General features: G+C 53.0%; 7 protein-coding genes. All 7 read left to right on the top strand.

What is annotated here, in order from left to right:
* Positions 1–157: 157 nt before the first annotated feature.
* The 7 genes from L2Y54_RS15555 (at position 158) to pgl (ending at position 19,122) form a co-directional block, all read left to right on the top strand.
* Entirely contained in the window at positions 158–1,435 is a 1,278-nt protein-coding gene (locus L2Y54_RS15555; RefSeq protein WP_236497374.1) for a hypothetical protein, read from the top strand.
* 152 nt (positions 1,436–1,587) lie between these two features.
* Entirely contained in the window at positions 1,588–2,643 is a 1,056-nt protein-coding gene (gene hrcA / locus L2Y54_RS15550) for a heat-inducible transcriptional repressor HrcA (RefSeq protein WP_236497372.1), read from the top strand.
* A gap of 105 nt (positions 2,644–2,748) precedes the next feature.
* Entirely contained in the window at positions 2,749–6,711 is a 3,963-nt protein-coding gene (locus L2Y54_RS15545) for a hypothetical protein (protein WP_236497369.1), read from the top strand.
* A 28-nt stretch (positions 6,712–6,739) separates the two neighbouring features.
* Positions 6,740–15,310, top strand: coding sequence for a glycoside hydrolase family 9 protein (locus tag L2Y54_RS15540; protein ID WP_236497366.1), 8,571 nt, complete (start codon positions 6,740–6,742; stop codon positions 15,308–15,310).
* A 109-nt stretch (positions 15,311–15,419) separates the two neighbouring features.
* Positions 15,420–16,892: a decarboxylating NADP(+)-dependent phosphogluconate dehydrogenase gene (gene gnd, locus L2Y54_RS15535; RefSeq protein ID WP_236497363.1), complete on the top strand. Its 1,473-nt coding sequence runs from the start codon at positions 15,420–15,422 to the stop codon at positions 16,890–16,892.
* On the top strand, positions 16,889–18,388 hold the full coding sequence (gene zwf, locus L2Y54_RS15530; RefSeq protein ID WP_236497361.1) for a glucose-6-phosphate dehydrogenase: 1,500 nt from the start codon (positions 16,889–16,891) through the stop codon (positions 18,386–18,388). The genes gnd and zwf overlap by 4 nt, the downstream gene beginning before the upstream one ends.
* The gene (pgl, locus tag L2Y54_RS15525; RefSeq protein WP_236497358.1) at positions 18,388–19,122 is read left to right on the top strand and encodes a 6-phosphogluconolactonase; all 735 of its coding nucleotides are present in this window, start codon (positions 18,388–18,390) and stop codon (positions 19,120–19,122) included. The genes zwf and pgl overlap by 1 nt, the downstream gene beginning before the upstream one ends.

Here is a 19,122-nt window from a genome sequence, read left to right as displayed (position 1 = left end):
GAAATTGCAAGATTATTAATTCTTATATTTTTCAATAAAAATTTTTGCGATGTAAACCGGTCATTACTTATCTTCTGTTACAGTCGTATTATGTTGTTGTCACATACGGCTGACAGTGACAGTGGGCTTTTTTCTATCCGTAACTTGGGGAATACTCATGACACATCCATCACGCCTTACCACCTTGGCATCCACCACGCTGTTACTTTCCAGCCTTACGCTATTGTCTGCTTGTGGCGGTGGTAGTTCCACGCCAGCGACAGGTGATACTGGCGATACCTCACCGATTGTTACCACTCCAGTAACACCAGATACCAGCCTCAAAACTGGCGTGTTCATTGATGCGCCAGTCAAAGGCTTGACCTACAAAACCGCCACCCAAAGCGGCGTGACCAACGACAAGGGCGAATTCAATTACATCACGGGCGAAACCGTCACCTTCAGCCTTGATGGTGTAGAACTCGGTTCTGCCAAGGCACAAGCCAAACTGCCCATCACGCTGATTTCCACTGAAGTCTACATTGCCCAATTCCTGCAAACGATGGATACCGACCCTAACCCTGATTTAATCGACGTATCCAAGATCAAATTGAGTGCTACGGTCAAAACCGATCTAGCAGCATTGATCGCTAAAGATGGTGATTGTCATAGAGTTAAATGCTTAGAAACCATTTTGGATACTGCCACATTGACGCAAATCCAAACCGACAGCCAAGTTGCATTGGTGAACCAAGCGATGGTGACGGAAGAAGCTGCCGCTAAACACGTTTACAACGCTGTCGGCTCTACGCCTTGGGAGACCAGCGAAATTTCCGGTACGGTAATGGCTGAGGAGGGTGAACAAACCCTTGACCTAACCCTGTTCAATTCTGATGGGACATTTACCATCATGAATCATTTTGACAACGAAGATCTCGTCCAAAGCGTAGGCACTTGGCAATTAAACAGCGGTCAATTGCTGGTGAGCTTCACCGAAGACGGCAACAGTAATCAATTCAAGCTCCACAAAATTAGCCAAGATGGTGACACCATCGACGTGTTTGCCGAAAACACAACGGATACCACTAATGGTGATTTGATTGAATTCCACAAAGCTAAGCCGTTGACGCTGGCGGCATTGAATGGCAAACACATCAGTTTTGACATGACAGGCAATACACATTGCAGTGCCATGACGATTTCCTTCAGTGGTACGACGGCTACATTGCGTGATAAATGTGGTGGTAAGTATGATGAGGGAACAGTACCTGTCGAAGAAGTTGCAGGCACTAAAAACCTGATTAAGTTGAATGGCGGTGATGGTTACATGCTGCTTGCGCTTGCCAGTGGCGATTTGACCAAGGGCAGAATGATTCGTGCCGGATTCGATGGTAGTACTTTGGAAGACCTGCAAGCTAACGGCATCACTACCGTTAGTGAGCCGCTCAAACCCTGATTGGTTTCTGCGATTTGGGAGTCGTCAGAAAGCACGACTCCCTTTTACTCATCACTCTGTCGGCACGTAACAAAGGCTGCATGATCGGCACAACATCAATTGCAAGTTAAACAGGCTTGTATCTGTGACGCTTTGCCCCTATAAATGATGGCATGACAAGCACATCGCACCCAGAACTCAACGAACGCGCCCGCCACATCCTCAAAGTGTTGGTGGAAAGCTATATCCAAGACGGACAGCCGGTCGGCTCGCGTAACCTTGCCCGCAGCAGTGGCTTGGATTTGAGCGCCGCGACCATCCGCAATGTGATGGCAGATTTGGAAGACATGGGCTACATCCGTGCGCCGCACACCTCGGCAGGGCGAATTCCCACCTCACAAGGCTACCGCCTGTTTGTGGATGCGTTGGTGAACATCAGACCACTGGAACAACAAGCCATCCATATCCTGCAAGGCCAATTGAAAGCCGAACGTGATCCTGGGGCGTTAATCCAATCCGCCTCCAATTTGTTGTCGGGGATTACCCAATTAACCGGCGTGGTGAGTTTGCCGCGCCGCAACCCGTCTTCGATTCGCCAGATTGAATTTTTGAGCTTATCCAGCCGTCAAGTACTCGCCATTTTGGTGATGAACCGCAATGAAGTGCAAAATCGTATTATCCAACTCGATACCGATGTCAGTTCCTCAGAATTGCAACAAGCTGCTAATTTCCTCAATGAACGTTTGATCGGCAAGGATTTGCAGCAAGCCCGCGCTGCCTTGCTGGAAGAAATGCGCCAGCACCGTGAAGACATGAACGTGATGATGCTTTCCGCGATTGAATTGGGCGAAAAAGCGGTTGCCGATCTGGGTGAGAAGCCGGATGAAGATTGCGTGATTGCGGGCGAAACCAACTTGATGGGTTACGACGATTTGTCGGATATTACCAAACTACGCGAATTGTTTGCCGCCTTCACCCGCAAGCGCGATATTTTGGGCTTGCTGGACAAATGCTTGCAGGCCGATGGCGTGAAAATCTTCATCGGGCGCGAATCCGGTCAAGCGGTATTCGACGAATGCAGTCTCGTCACCGCCCCGTATGAAGTCGATGGCGAACAGTTAGGCGTGTTGGGCGTGATTGGCCCGAAGCGAATGCCGTATGAGCGGGTGATCCCGGTTGTTGATATTACGGCGAAATTATTGAGTTTGGCATTGAAATCTCGGCACTGAAGTATCAAAAACCATAATTTATGTGACGATTGTCATTAATTATTATTATAATAAGTGGTTAAATAACAATCTAGTCAATGTATCAGCCAGCGAGGGGCTACGGCTATGTTAACTTCAGTGATGAACATCCTGTATCGTCTGCTTGCCATTAGTCTGATTAGCCTATTGTATGGTGTTGCACCGCAAGTGGCCTCTGCCGCGTCAATCAAGTTGCCGGAGAGTGGTTTGCCCGCTATTCCTGCGACGCCGTTGCAAGCGGTGCGTCCGCAAACGGATGCGGGGGTGCGCTATGACCGCATTAGCCCGGTGGTCAATGGACAAGCAACTTATAACCCCACTTTGTGCAATGTTGCCGCGTATTGGTCTGCTGCTCAGGTTAGTGTTGGTGGACGTGCGAGCGGTAATGGCGCGGATGTCTGCAAGGTGCAGGCGCAAACCGATGATGGCGCACTCAAATTCCTCACCAAATGGCCGCTCAACAATATCCATTACCCGCTGACTCCAGCGCCCGCTTGGGCTCAGTTCCGCTTTTCGGTTCCGCAAGGTCACACCGCTAGCACCTTGGAATACGAACTGTCTTGGTACAAACTGTTTGGTTCTACGCCAACTAACTGCCATCCCACCGAAATCGATCCCGTGACAGGGCGGTGCAAACTGGATGTCAGTGCGGATTGGCAACCGGATATACCTGCGGGGTTGTTCCTGTTGTGGGCAAAACCCGGTGATAGTCAATACGTCGTAACGGGGCCACATGACCCGATTGAAAAGATCGGTTACAGCGGCAAACAAGTGTTTCAGGCGGCTGTCCCGGAAGCCTTGCGTGGCGCAGATGAAGTGGTGGTGACCCTGTTGACCTACAATCAGTACACCAAAGCCTGTGAAAAGGCTAACCCGACGGTTTGCACGCCGCATGAAAATGAAAATCTGGAGTTACATTCTGTTGCCTTGAAAACAGCCAAGGCACTCAACCCACTGCATCAACCTGCGCAACAACACCCACGCATTCTCGGTCATGGCGCGGAATGGCAAACCTACTGGCAACCGTTTGAAGCCTTAACTTGTGTCACCAGCAAAAACGATAGCGATTGGGGCAGTGTCTTTAATGTCAAAAACGTGTGGGACAAGCACACCAAGGGTTACAGCGCCTGTAAGGAAACACCGCCCAGCAGTTTGCAAAAGGTGGATGATGCCGCTTTTTACCTGAACCCGCCCGCCAATTCGACATGGAATACTGACCGCGCCCTGCGGGTGATGTTCTTGTTACGCCAGCTCAAGCAATGTCATGCGGAAGGTGGCAATTGCTTGTATAGCGCTGCCGAAACGCAGGCATTGCAGGCAGCCTTTATTGCCTATGAAATGCAGCGTTTCGATTCGGTGGTCTGGGATTGGGGTTACAAATGCTTCGATATTGGCACCGAACAGCAGATGAAGTTCTGGTCGATTTTCGTGGATGTGTTTTGGAGTGATTTGGCTGTCACCGACAAAGCGCGTATTGATGCCAAAATGGGTGCATTGATTGACTGCTACTTGCAGCAATACGCTGATAAAGACTGGTCGATTTTCAATGGCAATAACTGGACACCGTTGCTCGGCAGGGGAGCCGCCTACTGGGCCATTGCCTACTACCACGAAGACCCTCGCGCCCCGGCTGTATTGGAGAAAGTGCTGGAAAGCCTGTGGTTGCACCGCGACTTTTACCTAGCGGATGGTGCATACATGGAAGGCATTGTTGAATACACCAATGTTTCCTATTCCAGCTTGCGGGAAATCAACAACCTGATGATGCAGGGCTTTGGTGTGCCGCTGGATAGCGTGCGCTGGGAACGTGTCGCTAAAACGGCGAATTGGTTTCTGGATTTCATGGCTCCTGATGGTGCAATGGTGGATTTTGGGGATTCTTGGGAAAAACTCGGTTGGTACACACTCGATCCCTTGCACATGCTGTTATGGGAGGAAATGACCGGGGTAAAACCTGTCGGGCAAGCCACACTCGATACCTGCAAGATATTGGATTATTTCAGCAATAAGTGGTTCGTGAAGGGGTTGGATGACCCTTGGACGGTGCAACCTTCCATGGCGCGTAACTGGATCAATCTCGCTGGGCAATGTCAGCGCACCGCGCAAGCCGGTAGTCAGGTTAGCCTGTTTGCAAATGCCGTTACCGGCTCGCTACGGCAGTATTTACCGGGTAGCAATCCGTTGGCACAACAGGAAGGCTTGCGCTTTAAACAAGCCGATCAAACCTATCTGGCGGTGAGCGGTACACCGGCTGATTTTCCACACCGGGAACTGGATTTTGGTGGTTTGATCTGGTCAGCCTACGGAAACCGCCTGCTGTATGACTTCGGCTACGGTGAAATTGCCCTTACCGCTCAAGGCAAACCCTATTTATTGAATAACGGGAATGTCCAGTTGTTTGATAATTTGCCATTGGGCACGAATACGTTGGTTGTCGAAGATGCTACTCAAACAGGTTATACCGGCGGAAAATACCAAAATGCCACCATCAACAGCAGCCAGATTTACGGCGAACGCGGCATTCTGACTAAAGCGACAATCGGTAATTTGACTGGATTACATCTGGATGCGCAGGCCGTGTATGGCACGAATGATGCTGAACTGGGCTGGTTGCGCTACTTTGACCGCTGGATGTTGCCCTTGGGGGATGGCAATTTTCTGGTAGCGGATGCGTTTGCGGTGAAAGCGGAGCGGGGCAGCGCGAATGTGCAGGAATACTGGCATACCACCGTCGATACCGACGCTGCCAGCAGTTGCTCTTTCTCGCGCCAGAATGTGGCCATGAGTCTGGAAAACACCCATAGCTTGCGGCTGAAACCCGAATGTGCGCGTCTTGACCGCACTGCCCCTTCCAGCGTGGTGGGGCGTATTGCTGCCGCCTCATGGCAGGCAGGTGAGTTCAGCCTTGACCCTGAAATCATTAACTATAAAACACGCATTAATACCACAATCCAGCGCCAGCGGGTGCGTTTTAAACCCTTGAGTCCGGTAAGTGAGGATGTGCGGGTGTTTCTTCTGCAAGTAGCCCCTAAGGCTGAACAATTGCAGGAGATTAGTTTGCAGAAAGGGGATTGCGGTGGGAATGCCCCGTGCTTTGATCTGAGATTGAATGGTCAAACGCAACGGATAACCTTTGCCTACGACAACGCCAAGTACCGGTTGGCAAGCATCCAACCTGTGACGGTAATGACTAGTTTTGTGGATCAAAAGGATGTATTGCTGAGTACTTGGGTTGAGTCAAATAACATTCAAATCAGTGGCTTGAGTTCTGCTACCCCTTTCACGGTGACTGGCGGTGAATACCGCATCAACGGCAGTGCTTACACCAAGGCAAAAGGCACGTTGAAAAATGGTGATACTTTGCAAGTGCGGCATTTGTCTTCCAGCAAGTCCACTACTACTGTCACGACTACCTTGAAAGTGGGCAAGCAAAGCTACATCTTCAAAAGCACCACTTTAGTCATTGATGGCACACCTGATCCCATCAGCTTTACGGCACAAACAGGTGTTGCCCTTGGCAGTTTGCTGGAATCTAATGTTGTTACCCTGAGTGGTATCAACGTACCTGTAGCCGTCAGTGTGGCGGGGGGCGAGTACCGTATCAATGGCGGGGCTTACACCAAAGCCAAGGGTACTGCCAAAGCTGGTGATACCCTGCAACTACGGCACACTACTTCCAGCAAATCCAATACCACGGTGAAAACTACCCTGACCGTGGGCAGCGCAAAACCCGTTTTCAGCACCACGACGTTGGTGATTGATAGCACCCCTGATGCTTTTAGCTTTACTGCTCTCACCGGCGTTGCGCTTAATAGCTGGATCGAATCGGCAAGCATCACCGTCAGCGGCATCAATACCCCTATTGCCGTCAGTATCAGCGGTGGTGAATACCGCATCAATGGTGGGGCGTACACCAAAGCCAAGGGTACGGTGAAGGTAGGGGATACCTTGCAGGTACGCCATTTGAGTTCCAGAAGCACCAAGAAAACCGTGACCACGACCCTCACTGTCGGCACGACCAAAGCGCTATTCAAAACTACAACACAATAAAAGAAATTCCATAACAGGGAGTTAGCTGATGAACATTATACGTAAGCTGTGGTTATCAATACTGCTGTTACTGCTACCCATCGCCACACTGGCGGATGACTCGCCTTACTATGGCATTGGCGACCAACTGATCTATGACGGCGAACCCGGCTCTGTTCCTGTTCTGGTCGAAAATGCCAGCGATGGCTCCAACCGCTGCCTGTTCTACCTGCAAACAGCACCCGGCGAAGGGCTAAACGGCAGTCAAGCATTACGCCTAACCCCGACTAAATGGCACGGTCCAGCCTACCGGCTCTACTGCGGCGGTGGTTCGCGGCGTGATTTTTCCGCCCATGATGTGCTGGAATTCTATTTCCGCTGTCCGAGTGGTTACGTTGAACCCCCAGCTTTTCATCTCAGTACTTGGAATCGCCGCAGCAATACCGTCAATCTCCTCAACCACATCGACGGGGGCGTCATCGACAACACTTGGCGCAAAGTACAAATCCCACTGGCTACCCTTGCCACACCCGAATGGACTTTAGGCAATGTGGAAACCTTGGCTTGGGCAATGGATGAGCAGAACCGTACCTGCTATGTGGATAATATCGCCTTGCGTGATACTACCCCGCCGACGCTCATCACCGTTGGCAAACAAGCGCCAATAACAGAAAGCAGTACTGTCCTGCGCCTGACGTTCAGCGAAGCCTATGATGCAGCCAGTATCCGCGCTTTGAGCAATTACAGCCTGCACAGCGTGGACGACAGCGATTACAGTACAGCAACCTCACCCGTCGATACTGGAATGCACTACCGTATCCAGCGCTTCGACAATAGCGGTATACCGCAAAACCGTTACGACCTGTTTTTGCACTTTGCCAAACCGCTTAAGAACGGGCGGCAATACACCCTGAATTTGCAAGGGGTCAAAGACCGTTCTGGTAATGCCATTACACCCATACCATACCGTTTCACCTACGCTGACCAGCAACAACTTAACCAGAATATCAAGGTCAATCAGGTCGGTTATCTGCCGGAACGCCCTAAGGTTGGTTATGTGGGTGGGTATTTCGGCGATTTGGGCGGTGGTGTTTGGGCAGTCGGCGACAATGGCAAAATCCTATTCCATGACCAGCAATCTGGCTGGCAAGAACAAACCACACCCGTGACGACCCCACTGCGTGCGATTGCCGCCACCCGCGAAGATTCCGCATGGGCAGTGGGCGATGGCGGAGTTATCCTGCACTGGGATGGGAAACAGTGGCAACAAGTCGTCTCTCCCGTTAGCACTGATTTGCTGGCAATAGCCTTCGACCCACTGAATCAGGGATGGATCGTCGGTGCAAACGGCAGCATCTTGCGTTACAAGGGCAGTGTATGGGAAACCGTTACCAGCCCCACCGCATCAACCTTACGCGGTGTATGGGCAGAGACCACCAAAAGTGCATGGGCAGTCGGTGATAATGGCACCATTATCCGCTGGGATGGTGTCAAGTGGGCGGCAGAAACCAGTGGTACAACGGTCAATTTGCACGCCATTGGGGGTTCCAAGGCAGATGATTTGTGGGCAGTCGGTGCAAACGGTACGATTCTGTTCCATCAATACAATCGCTGGAAGGTGTGGACGGACAAGCCAGCGGGGACTGCCGATTTACATGCGCTGACCTGGAATCACAGTGGCAGTATCTGGGTGGCTGGCGATAATGGAACCCTGTGGTACAAAACCGGGTTTGGCAGTAACCCGTTCACGGCTGTCAATGCAGCTACCAGTAATGATTTGCGTGCTTTGGCGCGGCAGAATTCCCGCCAGTCTTGGGGCAGCACCAGCAATGGGGCGTTGATTACAAAAACAGGCAATGACTGGCAAGCAGGTGACAACCTGAATGCCACTATCCACGGCATGTTCGCCCTGCCTTATGGGGCGTTACGCCTGCCAACGCCATTGCCGACTGTCTCTATCCAGAATGCACAGAACGCTCAAACCGTGCTGGAGATACCCCTGACGTTACGCCATGCCAATTGGCATTTGTCTGGCGAAGATGTTTACCAGTTTGATTTCAGTGCCCTCACCACAGCCGGGGAATACCGTGCTTACGTTCCGGGGCTTGGCATCTCGGATACTTTCAAAATTGGCAAGGATGTACTGAATCACGCTGCCTACACGACCGCTCGTGGCTTGTTTTACCAGCGCAGCGGCACAGCATTGACCGAACCCTACGCCGAAGCCCGTTTTACCCGCCCGCTCAGTCATGAATACCAGGAAAACGGGCGCAAAATTGACGGCGTTTACAATGCTACGCTCACTAACTCACCTCTGTACAACAATGAACCGATTGGCGGTTTCAAGGATGTGCATGGTGGCTGGCACGATGCCGGGGATTACGGCAAATACATGCCAACCGCCGCCACCGCGCTGTGGTATCTGCTGACAACCTACGATATTCAGCCGGAGCATTTCCGTGACAACGCATGGAACATTCCTGAAAGCCGCAACGGTGTACCGGATTTGCTGGATGAAGCCCGCTGGGAACTGGACTGGATTGTGCGCCTTCAGTCAAGTGATGGCGGCGTTTACCACAAGGTCACGTCAGAATGCTGGTTCGGCGACATGCCGCACAAGGAAACTGCGCCGCGCCATATTTACGCCAAAACTACCCATGACACTGCCTTGGCGGCAGCGCTGTTCGCCAGTGCTGCACGGGTGTGGCAACCCTATGACAGTGCCTTGGCTGCCACTTATTTGCAACGCGCTCGTTTGGCTTGGAGTTTCCTGCAAGCCCACCCTAACAACACGCCGCAAGGTGGCTTTAAAAACGTAGCCAATAATTGTTCGGGTGAATACAACGATGCGGATGACTCCGACAACCGCTTATGGGCGGCTGCTGAACTGTACCGTACTACCGGCGAAAGCGCTTTCCGCCAACATTTTGAAAACTGGTGGGCAAACAATAGTCACACTTGGGGCTGGCATGAATGGCAGCATTTCTACAAACGGGCGTACTGGGCTTATCTGCGCACTCCGGCAGCTAATACCAATGCGGCTATTCAGCAGGAAATCCGCAATAAAATCATTCTGGATGCCAACAATAATCGCGCCCAAACCCTCGCCAGCCCTTATCAGAACGGGGCAAGGCTGGATGTACCGGATTGGCTGGGATGGGGAACGTTTACCCAAAGCACGATGTACGCCTTTCCGTTGTTGCAGGCATGGGCGCTGACCGGTGATGAGAAATACCGCGATACCGCTGCCCTGAATCTGGATGCACAATTGGGCGCGAATCCACTGGCATTTAGCTTTATTACCGGCATCGGCAAGCGTTACCCGCAAAACCCGCTGCACACGGTTTCCATCTACGATGGGGTTGACGAACCTGTTCCCGGCATTCCGGTGTTTGGCATTTTTGCGCACATGAGCAATGGCAAGACCCCGCAGCGCAAAGCACAGGAAGACGCGAATAATTACCCCACGATGTACAATACGGATGATCCTTACCCGATTTTACGGCGCTATACCGATGAATCCGATCTGGTAGAAATGTCTGAATTCACCATCCAAGAGATGGCGATTGCGGTGGGGGTCTTCGGGCTGATGGCAGAACCGCTGGGAAGTAACGCATTGGTGGATACCGATGGTGATGGCATCCCTGACAGTCAGGACACCGATGATGACAACGACGGGATGCCGGATAGCTGGGAAACGCAGTACGGACTGAATCCACTGGATGCTGCTGATGCAGCCGCTGACAAGGATGGGGACGGCTACAGCAACCAGCAGGAATTCATGGCAAGCTCCAATCCGAATGACCCAGCATCAAAACCTGCGCCACTCAGACTGGGTTCCAACCTCGGCGGCATTTCCGATTGGTCAACCCAACGCCCGTTCACCAACTTGTTCAAGCAGTCACGCCCTTGGCTGACCCAATGCGACAACAGCCGCGATTCTGATTGCAACGGACGTTGGGAAACCAATGAAAACGCCAAACTGGATCTGGATGCCGATGGCTGGGTGAAATCCCTGCCCGCTCCCGCAGAACCCGGTTACTCCATCGCCGGGACGGTGCTGGATGTGCCCAAAAATTTCCCGTCAGGGCGCTACTTGTTGCTGTATGAGGGTGACGGCACGTTGCAATATAAACTGGGCGCACAAAAGCTGAATGCCGAATCCACCGCCGGGCGTGATGTGCTGGACATCGACATCAACCGTGGTCTGATCCATATTCAGATCACCTCCACCGACCCCAACAAGAGTGGCAATTACCTGCGTAACCTGCGGCTGATCCGTGAAGCGGATGAAAGTACATACCAAAGCAACACGTTCAACCCTGAATTCTTGGCTCGTATTCAACCGTTTCAGGCATTGCGCTTTATGGACTGGCAGAACACCAATGGCAATGAACAGGAACAGTGGGCAGACCGGCGACCAGCCAGTGCTGCCACCTATGCCACTTACGGTAAAGTCATTGGCGCACCTGTCGAAGTGATGGTGCAACTGGCGAACGCAACCCGCAAACCAGCGTGGTTCAATATGCCGCATAAGGCGAATGACGATTACCTGCGTCAGTTTGCCGCTTTGGTACGCGATACGCTCGACCCCACATTGCCCATTTACTTGGAATATTCCAATGAAGTTTGGAACACCCAGTTCAGCCAACATGCGTGGGTACGCGAACAAGCCAATACCCTCTGGTCGGGTGGCACGAATAGCGATTTCACCAAAGTCATCAACTGGTATGGTAAACGCAGCGCTGAAATGTGTGACATCTGGAAAGACACCTTTGGCGCACAATCCAGCCGGGTAACGTGTGTGTTAGGCGCACAAGCCGCCAATGCTTGGACTGCCTCTACCGCGCTGGATTGTCCACTGTGGGAACACAAACCGTGCAGCGCCCACGGCATTGATGCCATTACCATTGCCCCTTACTTTGGTCATTACATCGGCAGCTTGACCAATCAGGCTCAAGTCACCGCCTGGACACGTGAAGCCGATGGCGGGCTGAACAAGTTATTCGCAGAACTGAAAAGCGGCGGTGTTCTCAGTAATGGCTCTGCTGGCGGGGCGCTGGCAGAAGCCATGCGCTGGATAGACAATTATCACACACTGACCAACAACCGTGGTTTGCAACTGTTGGCGTATGAAGGCGGGCAACATCTGGTCGGTGTCGGTGAAGTGGTCAATGACAGTGCCATTACCAATTTGTTGATCAAGGCGAACCGTGACCCACGTATGGGAGCGCTGTACCTCGATTACCTGAAAGGGTGGGAAGCACGGGGTGGCGGTCTGATGATGAATTTCAGCGACATCGGCATTCCCAGCAAATGGGGCAGTTGGGGGGTGTTGGAACACGTCCTGCAAACCAGTTCCCCTAAATACGATGCATTGCTGGATTACCTCAATGGAACGGATTACGAGGCAGTGGTGACGCTGGGAGCATCCGTAACGCAGATGTCGGAAAAAGGCGGCAGTATCACGCTCACTGCCTATCTGGATAAGGCGTTACCCACGCCAATCGTCCTCAACCTACAGTTTGCCGGTACGGCAACGAGCGGTGGGGATTACCAAGCCGCCTCACCAACCCTCACCATACCGGCTGGGGCAACTAGCGCAAGCATACGTCTGGATAGTATCGACGATAATTTGATCGAAGCCAGCGAAACCCTTGCGGTCACGATCGGTACTATCAATGGTAATGCCCGTGCGGTTGCCGCCACTCTGCAATTCACACTGACGCAGGAGGACAGCGACAGCGATGGAATGCCGGATGACTGGGAACGCCATTACGGTCTCAACCCAGAGGATGCCAGCGATGCCACTGCTGATAAGGATGGCGACGGTATCAGCAACAAAGACGAGTATCTCGCAAACACCAACCCCAGCACACGGGATGGTGCAGCGCCAGTGATGGGAACCAACCTCAGCGGTCTGGCAGACTGGAGTTCCCAGATGCCATTCCTTGATCTGTTCAAGATGTCGCGTACTTGGATAACCCAGTGCGCCTATTGGGTAACCACCCCTGACCCCGGCTGTACCGGGCAATGGGACACGGGTGAACAGGCACAGCTTGACCTTGATGCCAATGGCTGGGTGAAATCCCTGCCCAAACCCGAAGATACGCCCATTTTCACCCGCGCTTCTACTTACTGGGCCATGTACCCAGAATTCAAGGGCGGGCGTTATGTGGTGCTGTACGAGGGTGAAGGCACACTGAGTTACAGCTTTTCTGCTCACAAGTTGGCGGCAGAATCCACAGCGGGGCGTTATGTCATTAATATCGTGCCGGATACCAATAATGGCACAGCAATCCTCATGACCTTGACCGCCACCGACCCCAACCGTACCGGCAATTACTTGCGCAATATCCGTATTATCCCGGAAGCGTATGAAACGACTTATGCGCAGCACGTTTTCAATCCCGATTTCCTTGAACGTACTCGCCCCTTTCAAGTATTGCGCTTCATGGATTGGATGTCGACCAATGCCAGCACTCAGGAACGCTGGAGTGACCGCCCATTACCGACGGATGCGCGTTACGCTCACTACGGCAAACAAACCGGTATTCCACTGGAAATCATGCTGCAATTGGCAAATACACTCGATAAAACACCCTGGTTTACTCTGCCACACCAAGCTGACGATGATTATATGCGCCAATTTGCCACACAGGTACGCGACGACTTGCCGCCGCACCAGAAGGTGTATGTGGAATATTCCAACGAAGTCTGGAATACCATTTTCGCGCAAAGCACTTACGCCCTCCAGCAAGGTCGTGCCTTATGGCCTGACGCGGTGGCGGATGACCACACCGTGCGCATGAATTGGTACGGCAAACGCACCGCCGAAATGTGCCACATCTGGAAAGAGGTGTTTGGTAACGATGCCAATCGGGTGGTGTGCGTATTGGGTGGTCAAGCGGCGTGGACATATCCGGCAGAACAAGCACTCGACTGCCCCTTGTGGCAGCAGGGTCCGTGCCGTGACTACGGTATTGATGCACTGGCGATAGCCCCTTATTTTGGCGGCTATCTGGGTGACCGCACGGTGAAATCTCAAGTAGAAGGTTGGCTGGCGGAAGCTGATGGTGGTTTGGGCAAGCTGTTTACGGAATTGCAGCACGGCGGCATTCTCAGCAATAGTCCTGCGGGCGGAGCGCTTCAGCAAGCTTCAGGCTGGATCAGTAATAACCAACAATTCGCGCAGCAACACGGTCTGCAATTGGTGTCTTACGAAGGCGGGCAACACATTGCCGACATCTGGGGAACTCTCAGTACCGGCGTGATCAACCTGTTCAGCACCGCCAACCGCGACCCGCGTATGGGAGAGGTATATACCCAGTACCTGAATACTTGGAAACAACTGGGTGGCGGTTTATTCATGCACTTTACGGATATTGGCACGCCGGGGCGTTACGGGGCGTGGGGCGCGTTGGAGCATGTGGAGCAAACGTCTTCTGCCAAATACAATGCCTTGCTTAGCTACCTGAATGACAATGGTGGCAACAACAATACTGACCGTGATGGCGATGGCGTGCCCAACGATCAGGACACCTTCCCGGATGATCCCAATGAATGGCTGGATAGTGACAGGGATGGCATTGGCAATAATGCCGATAGCGATGATGATAATGATGGAATGCCTGATAGTTGGGAAATTCTGTATGGTTTGAATCCGCTGGATGCGAGCGATAGCAGTGTAGACAAGGACGGTGACGGGATTAGCAATCTGGCAGAATACCAGCAAGGTTCTGACCCAACGGTAGCTGACGGCAATGCATTCATCGACCAAACGGGGGTAAACCCTGTCACCTTGATAACATCTAATACCATCCGCGTGAGTGGTCTTTCAGCCTCGACCAGTCTGAGTGTGACTAATGGTGAATATCGTCTCAACGGTGGCAATTACACCAAAGCTAAAGGTACGGTTAAAAACGGCGACACGCTTCAGGTACGTCACACCTCTTCGAGTAAATCGGCTACGCTGGTGACAACCACACTCAAACTGGGTACTAAGACGTTAACCTTTAAAACGACTACCTTGGTGATTGATTCAACCCCAGATGTACTGAATTTTACCGCCCTGACCGACGTTGCCTTAGCCACTGCGGTAGAATCGGCTACGGTTACGCTGACAGGCATTAATGTTCCGGTAGCTATCAGTGTGACGGGCGGCGAGTATCGTATCAATGGCGGGGCTTACACCAAAGCCAAAGGTAGCGCCAAAGCCGGTGATACCCTGCAACTGCGGCACACTACCTCTAGCAAATCCAAGGCTACGGTCAAAACTACTCTGACAGTTGGGACTGCAAAACCCGTGTTCAGCACCACTACGATTGTAATTGATACGACACCTGATGTTTTCAGTTTTTCAGCTAAGACCGCCGTAGCGTTGAACACGGTGGTAGAGTCTGATTCTGCGACCATTGGCGGCATTAATGTACCAACCGCCGTGAGTATTAGTGGCGGGGAATACAGCATTAATGGCGGTGCTTACACCAAAGCCAAGGGAATGCTCAAAGCAGGGGATATTCTGCAAGTACGGCACTTGAGTTCCAAAGCCGTGAAGAAGACAGTGACCATGACGGTTACGGTCGGTACGGTTAAAGTTGCATTCAAGAGCACGACTTAGTAATCCTGCCTACAAAGATGGATGCCTGCCACGCTTGGTGGGCATCCCTCACACGCTCTGCTATCCTACACCTACCCACCACCATACTTAACATGACAACGAGGTAGGCATGGACACCACTCCCAGCAATATCGGTTTAATCGGTCTCGGCGTAATGGGGTCAAACCTTGCGCTAAACCTGAATGATCACGGCTATTCCTTAAGCGTTTACAACCGCACTTATACCCTCACCGAACACTTCATGGCGCAACAGGCACAGGGTCGCACGATTCAAGCCGCGCAAACCTTACCCGAATTCGTCAACCAACTGGCGCAGCCACGCATTATTATGCTGATGGTCACAGCCGGTCGTGCGGTCGATGCGGTGATCGAACAACTGTTGCCGCTGCTTAACTCCAACGACATTATTATCGACGGCGGCAATTCCAACTACAAAGACACCACGCGCCGCTGGCAGGAATTGACTGAGAAAAGCATTCGTTTTGTCGGCATGGGCGTATCCGGCGGGGAAGAGGGCGCACGGCATGGTCCTTCCTTGATGCCCGGTGGCGCGGTGGAAGCATGGCCTGCGATTCGCGACATGTTCCAAGCCGTTGCTGCCAAGGTGGAGGGTGTTCCTTGCTGCCAATGGCTGGGGGAAGGCGGTTCGGGGCATTACGTCAAAATGGTGCATAACGGCATCGAATACGGCGATATGCAATTGATTGCCGAAGCCTGCCATTTGATGCAACACGCGCTGGGGATGGATTTCGACGCAATGGCGGACACGTTCGCTACGTGGAACCAAGGCAAGCTCGAATCGTATTTGATCGACATTACCAGCCAGATTTTGCGCCAGAAAGATGTGGATGGTAGCCCACTTGTGACCAAAATCCTCGACCGTGCCGGGCAAAAAGGCACGGGGTTATGGACGGCGCAAGACGCACTCGAACATGCCGTGCCACTGACCTTGATTGGTGAAGCGGTTCATGCACGGATGTTGTCGGCGCGTAAGGATGAGCGCGTGGCTGCTTCTCACATTTTGGGCGGTTTAGAAGCACCTGTCCCAGCAGAACAACGGCAAGCCTATCTCGATGCTATTCATGATGCGCTGTATGCGGCGAAGTTGGTGTCGTATGCGCAAGGTTTCATGCTGATGCAAACCGCCGCAAAACAATACGGCTGGAATTTGCCGTATGGCGACATTGCCTTGCTGTGGCGGGCAGGTTGCATTATTCGTAGCCGTTTTCTTGGCGACATTAAAGCCAGTTTTGAACGCGAACCAGTGCCGCAAAGCCTGTTACAAGACCCGTTTTTTGCGCTGGAACTCAAGCAAGCCTCCAGTGGTTGGCGTAAAGCGGTGGCGTTGGCGGTGATGCAGGGCGTGCCTGCTCCGGCATTGTCGTCGGCGTTGGCATTTTTTGATGGCTATCGCTGTGCGGAGGGTTCGGCGAATATTTTGCAGGCGCAACGGGATTTTTTTGGGGCGCACGGTTATCAGCGGGTAGACCGCGACCCTGCGCTGCATTTTCATACGGTGTGGGGAATCCCCCCCATCCCTGACCCTTCCCCCGCAAGGGGTGAAGGGAGGAGGAACTCATGAGTTGCGGTTGCGCGGGGATTTCACACGCTTACGTTATTTTTGGGGCGACAGGCAATCTGGCGGTGCATAAGTTATTGCCAGCGCTTTACCAACTGCATGGCATGGGGCATTTGGCGGATGATGTGGAAATCCTCGGTTGCGGACGTACCCCATTCACGCAGGATTCGTGGCGGGCAGAAGTGCGCCAGCAATTGCTGAAGCAAGGTGTGGTGGATGATGCGGTGTTGGAAAGTTTTATCCAACGTTTGGACTATTTGGCGGGCAGTTTGACCGAGGCGACGTTTTACCAAGCCTTGGGCGCGTGGATTCAGCGTGATAGCGAATGCGCCAATAATGTGATTTTCTACCTCTCGGTCAGCCCGGATTTGTATGTCACTGTCACGGAAGGGCTGGCGACGGCGCAATTGTTGGATGAGGCGCAAGGTTTTCGGCGCATGGTGATCGAAAAGCCATTTGGTCACGATTTGGAGTCGGCGCGTACTTTGCAACACAGCCTCAGTGAACACCTTAAGGAAGAGCAGATTTACCGCATTGACCATTACGTGGGCAAAGAAGCGGTGCAGAATTTGCTGGTGCTGCGTTTCGCTAACCTGATTTTAGAGCCGTTGTGGAATCGTTATCACATTGACCACATTCAGATTACTCACGCAGAAACGGTGGGAGTGGACGGGCGTGCCAGCTATTACGACAAGAGCGGCGGGGCGGTGCGCGACATGATCCAAAGCCATTTGCTGCAAGTGATGGCATTGCTGGCAATGGAACCGCCGGTGTCGCTGGAGGCAGAAGCCTTGCGCAATGAAAAAGTTAAGGTGTTGCAATCCATTCGCCCGGTGAATCTGGAGCAGCTTGCGACCCATGCGATACGCGGGCAATACGCGGCGGGCGAGGTGAAGGGTGAAGCTGTTCCCGGTTATTTGCAGGAAACGGGAGTGGCAGCGGGCAGCCATACCGAATCTTATGCGGCGATGAAGCTGTATATCGACAATTGGCGTTGGAAGGATGTGCCGTTTTATTTGCGTACTGGCAAGCGGTTGAAAGAGCGGCGTTCGTTGGTGGCAGTGCGTTTTAAGCAGCCGCCGATGCAGTTGTTTAAGGGCAGCGGGGTGTATCAGCCGTATCCGAATTGGTTGCTGATTGGGATTCAGCCGGAAGACGCGGTGCGTATGGAGATTTCTGCAAAAGTGCCGGGGTTGGAAATGCACACGCGCCAGATTGTGATGGATGCGTCGGTGAGTACGCCGGGTGAGCGCAAGGCGGAGGCGTATGAGGAGTTGTTGCTGGATGTGATCAAGGGCGATCGTTCGTTGTTTTTGCGGTATGACGAGGTGAAAGCGGCGTGGACGGTGGTTGACCCGGTGATGCAGCGCTGGGCTGATGATGAGCAATTGCCGTTGCAATACCCCGCAGGTGGTTGGGGGCCGAAGGCGGCAGAAAAGATTTTTGGGGATTCTGATCGCGCTTGGCGGCATACCTTGTCGTGCAATGGAGGCGAGTGATGTTACCCAGTGATACGCAAGTGTTGGTGGATGCGGAGGCGGTGGCGCAACGGGCGTGTGAGTGGCTTGCAGCGGCGGCAGCGGTGGCGATTCGGGAACGTGGGGTGTTTCGCTTGGTGTTAGCGGGGGGTAGCACGCCGCAGCGGGCGTATGATTTGCTGGCGGATACGTTGCAGGATTGGGATAAGTGGGAGATTTTTTGGGGGGATGAGCGGTGTTTGCCAGTTGAGGATGGGGAACGCAATTCGCGGATGAGCTTGCCGACGGCGCGGCGGTTTCCGATTCCGGCGGAGTTGGGGGCGGAAGCGGCGGCTGTGGTTTATGCGCAGACTATCCGTGAGAAGTTGCCGTTTGATGTGGTGATGTTGGGGATGGGGGAAGATGGACATACGGCGAGTTTGTTTCCGGGAGACCCCTCACCCCAACCCCTCTCCCTCAAGGGTAGAGGGGCTAAAGACAAAGAATCTCTTGCTCCCCCTCGCCCCTTGAGGGAGAGGGGGCTGGGGGGTGAGGGGTTAACGGTTGCGGTGTTTGATGCGCCGAAGCCGCCGCCAGAGCGGGTGAGTTTGAGTGTGTCGGCGTTGCAGGCGTGTCGGCAGCAATTGGTGTTGGTGACGGGGGCGGGGAAGGTGGATGCGCTGGCACAATGGCGTAGCTGTGTGCTGTTGCCGATTGCGCTGGCGGTGCGGGAGGATGCTTGCTTGTTGGTGGATGCTTCTGCTTACGGTCAATAG

Origin of the sequence: Thiothrix winogradskyi (assembly GCF_021650935.1) — a bacterium.
Taxonomy (GTDB): Bacteria; Pseudomonadota; Gammaproteobacteria; order Thiotrichales; family Thiotrichaceae; genus Thiothrix; species Thiothrix winogradskyi.
Note: the sequence above shows the minus strand (reverse complement) of the source record. Positions and strands in the feature narration are given on the sequence as shown.

Excerpts from the sequence above, each read along its gene's own strand:
- L2Y54_RS15555 (WP_236497374.1), top strand. The coding sequence starts at position 158 with ATGACACATCCATCACGCCTTACCACCTTGGCATCCACCACGCTGTTA.
- hrcA (WP_236497372.1), top strand. The coding sequence starts at position 1,588 with ATGACAAGCACATCGCACCCAGAACTCAACGAACGCGCCCGCCACATC.
- L2Y54_RS15545 (WP_236497369.1), top strand. The coding sequence starts at position 2,749 with ATGTTAACTTCAGTGATGAACATCCTGTATCGTCTGCTTGCCATTAGT.
- L2Y54_RS15540 (WP_236497366.1), top strand. The coding sequence starts at position 6,740 with ATGAACATTATACGTAAGCTGTGGTTATCAATACTGCTGTTACTGCTA.
- gnd (WP_236497363.1), top strand. The coding sequence starts at position 15,420 with ATGGACACCACTCCCAGCAATATCGGTTTAATCGGTCTCGGCGTAATG.
- zwf (WP_236497361.1), top strand. The coding sequence starts at position 16,889 with ATGAGTTGCGGTTGCGCGGGGATTTCACACGCTTACGTTATTTTTGGG.
- pgl (WP_236497358.1), top strand. The coding sequence starts at position 18,388 with ATGTTACCCAGTGATACGCAAGTGTTGGTGGATGCGGAGGCGGTGGCG.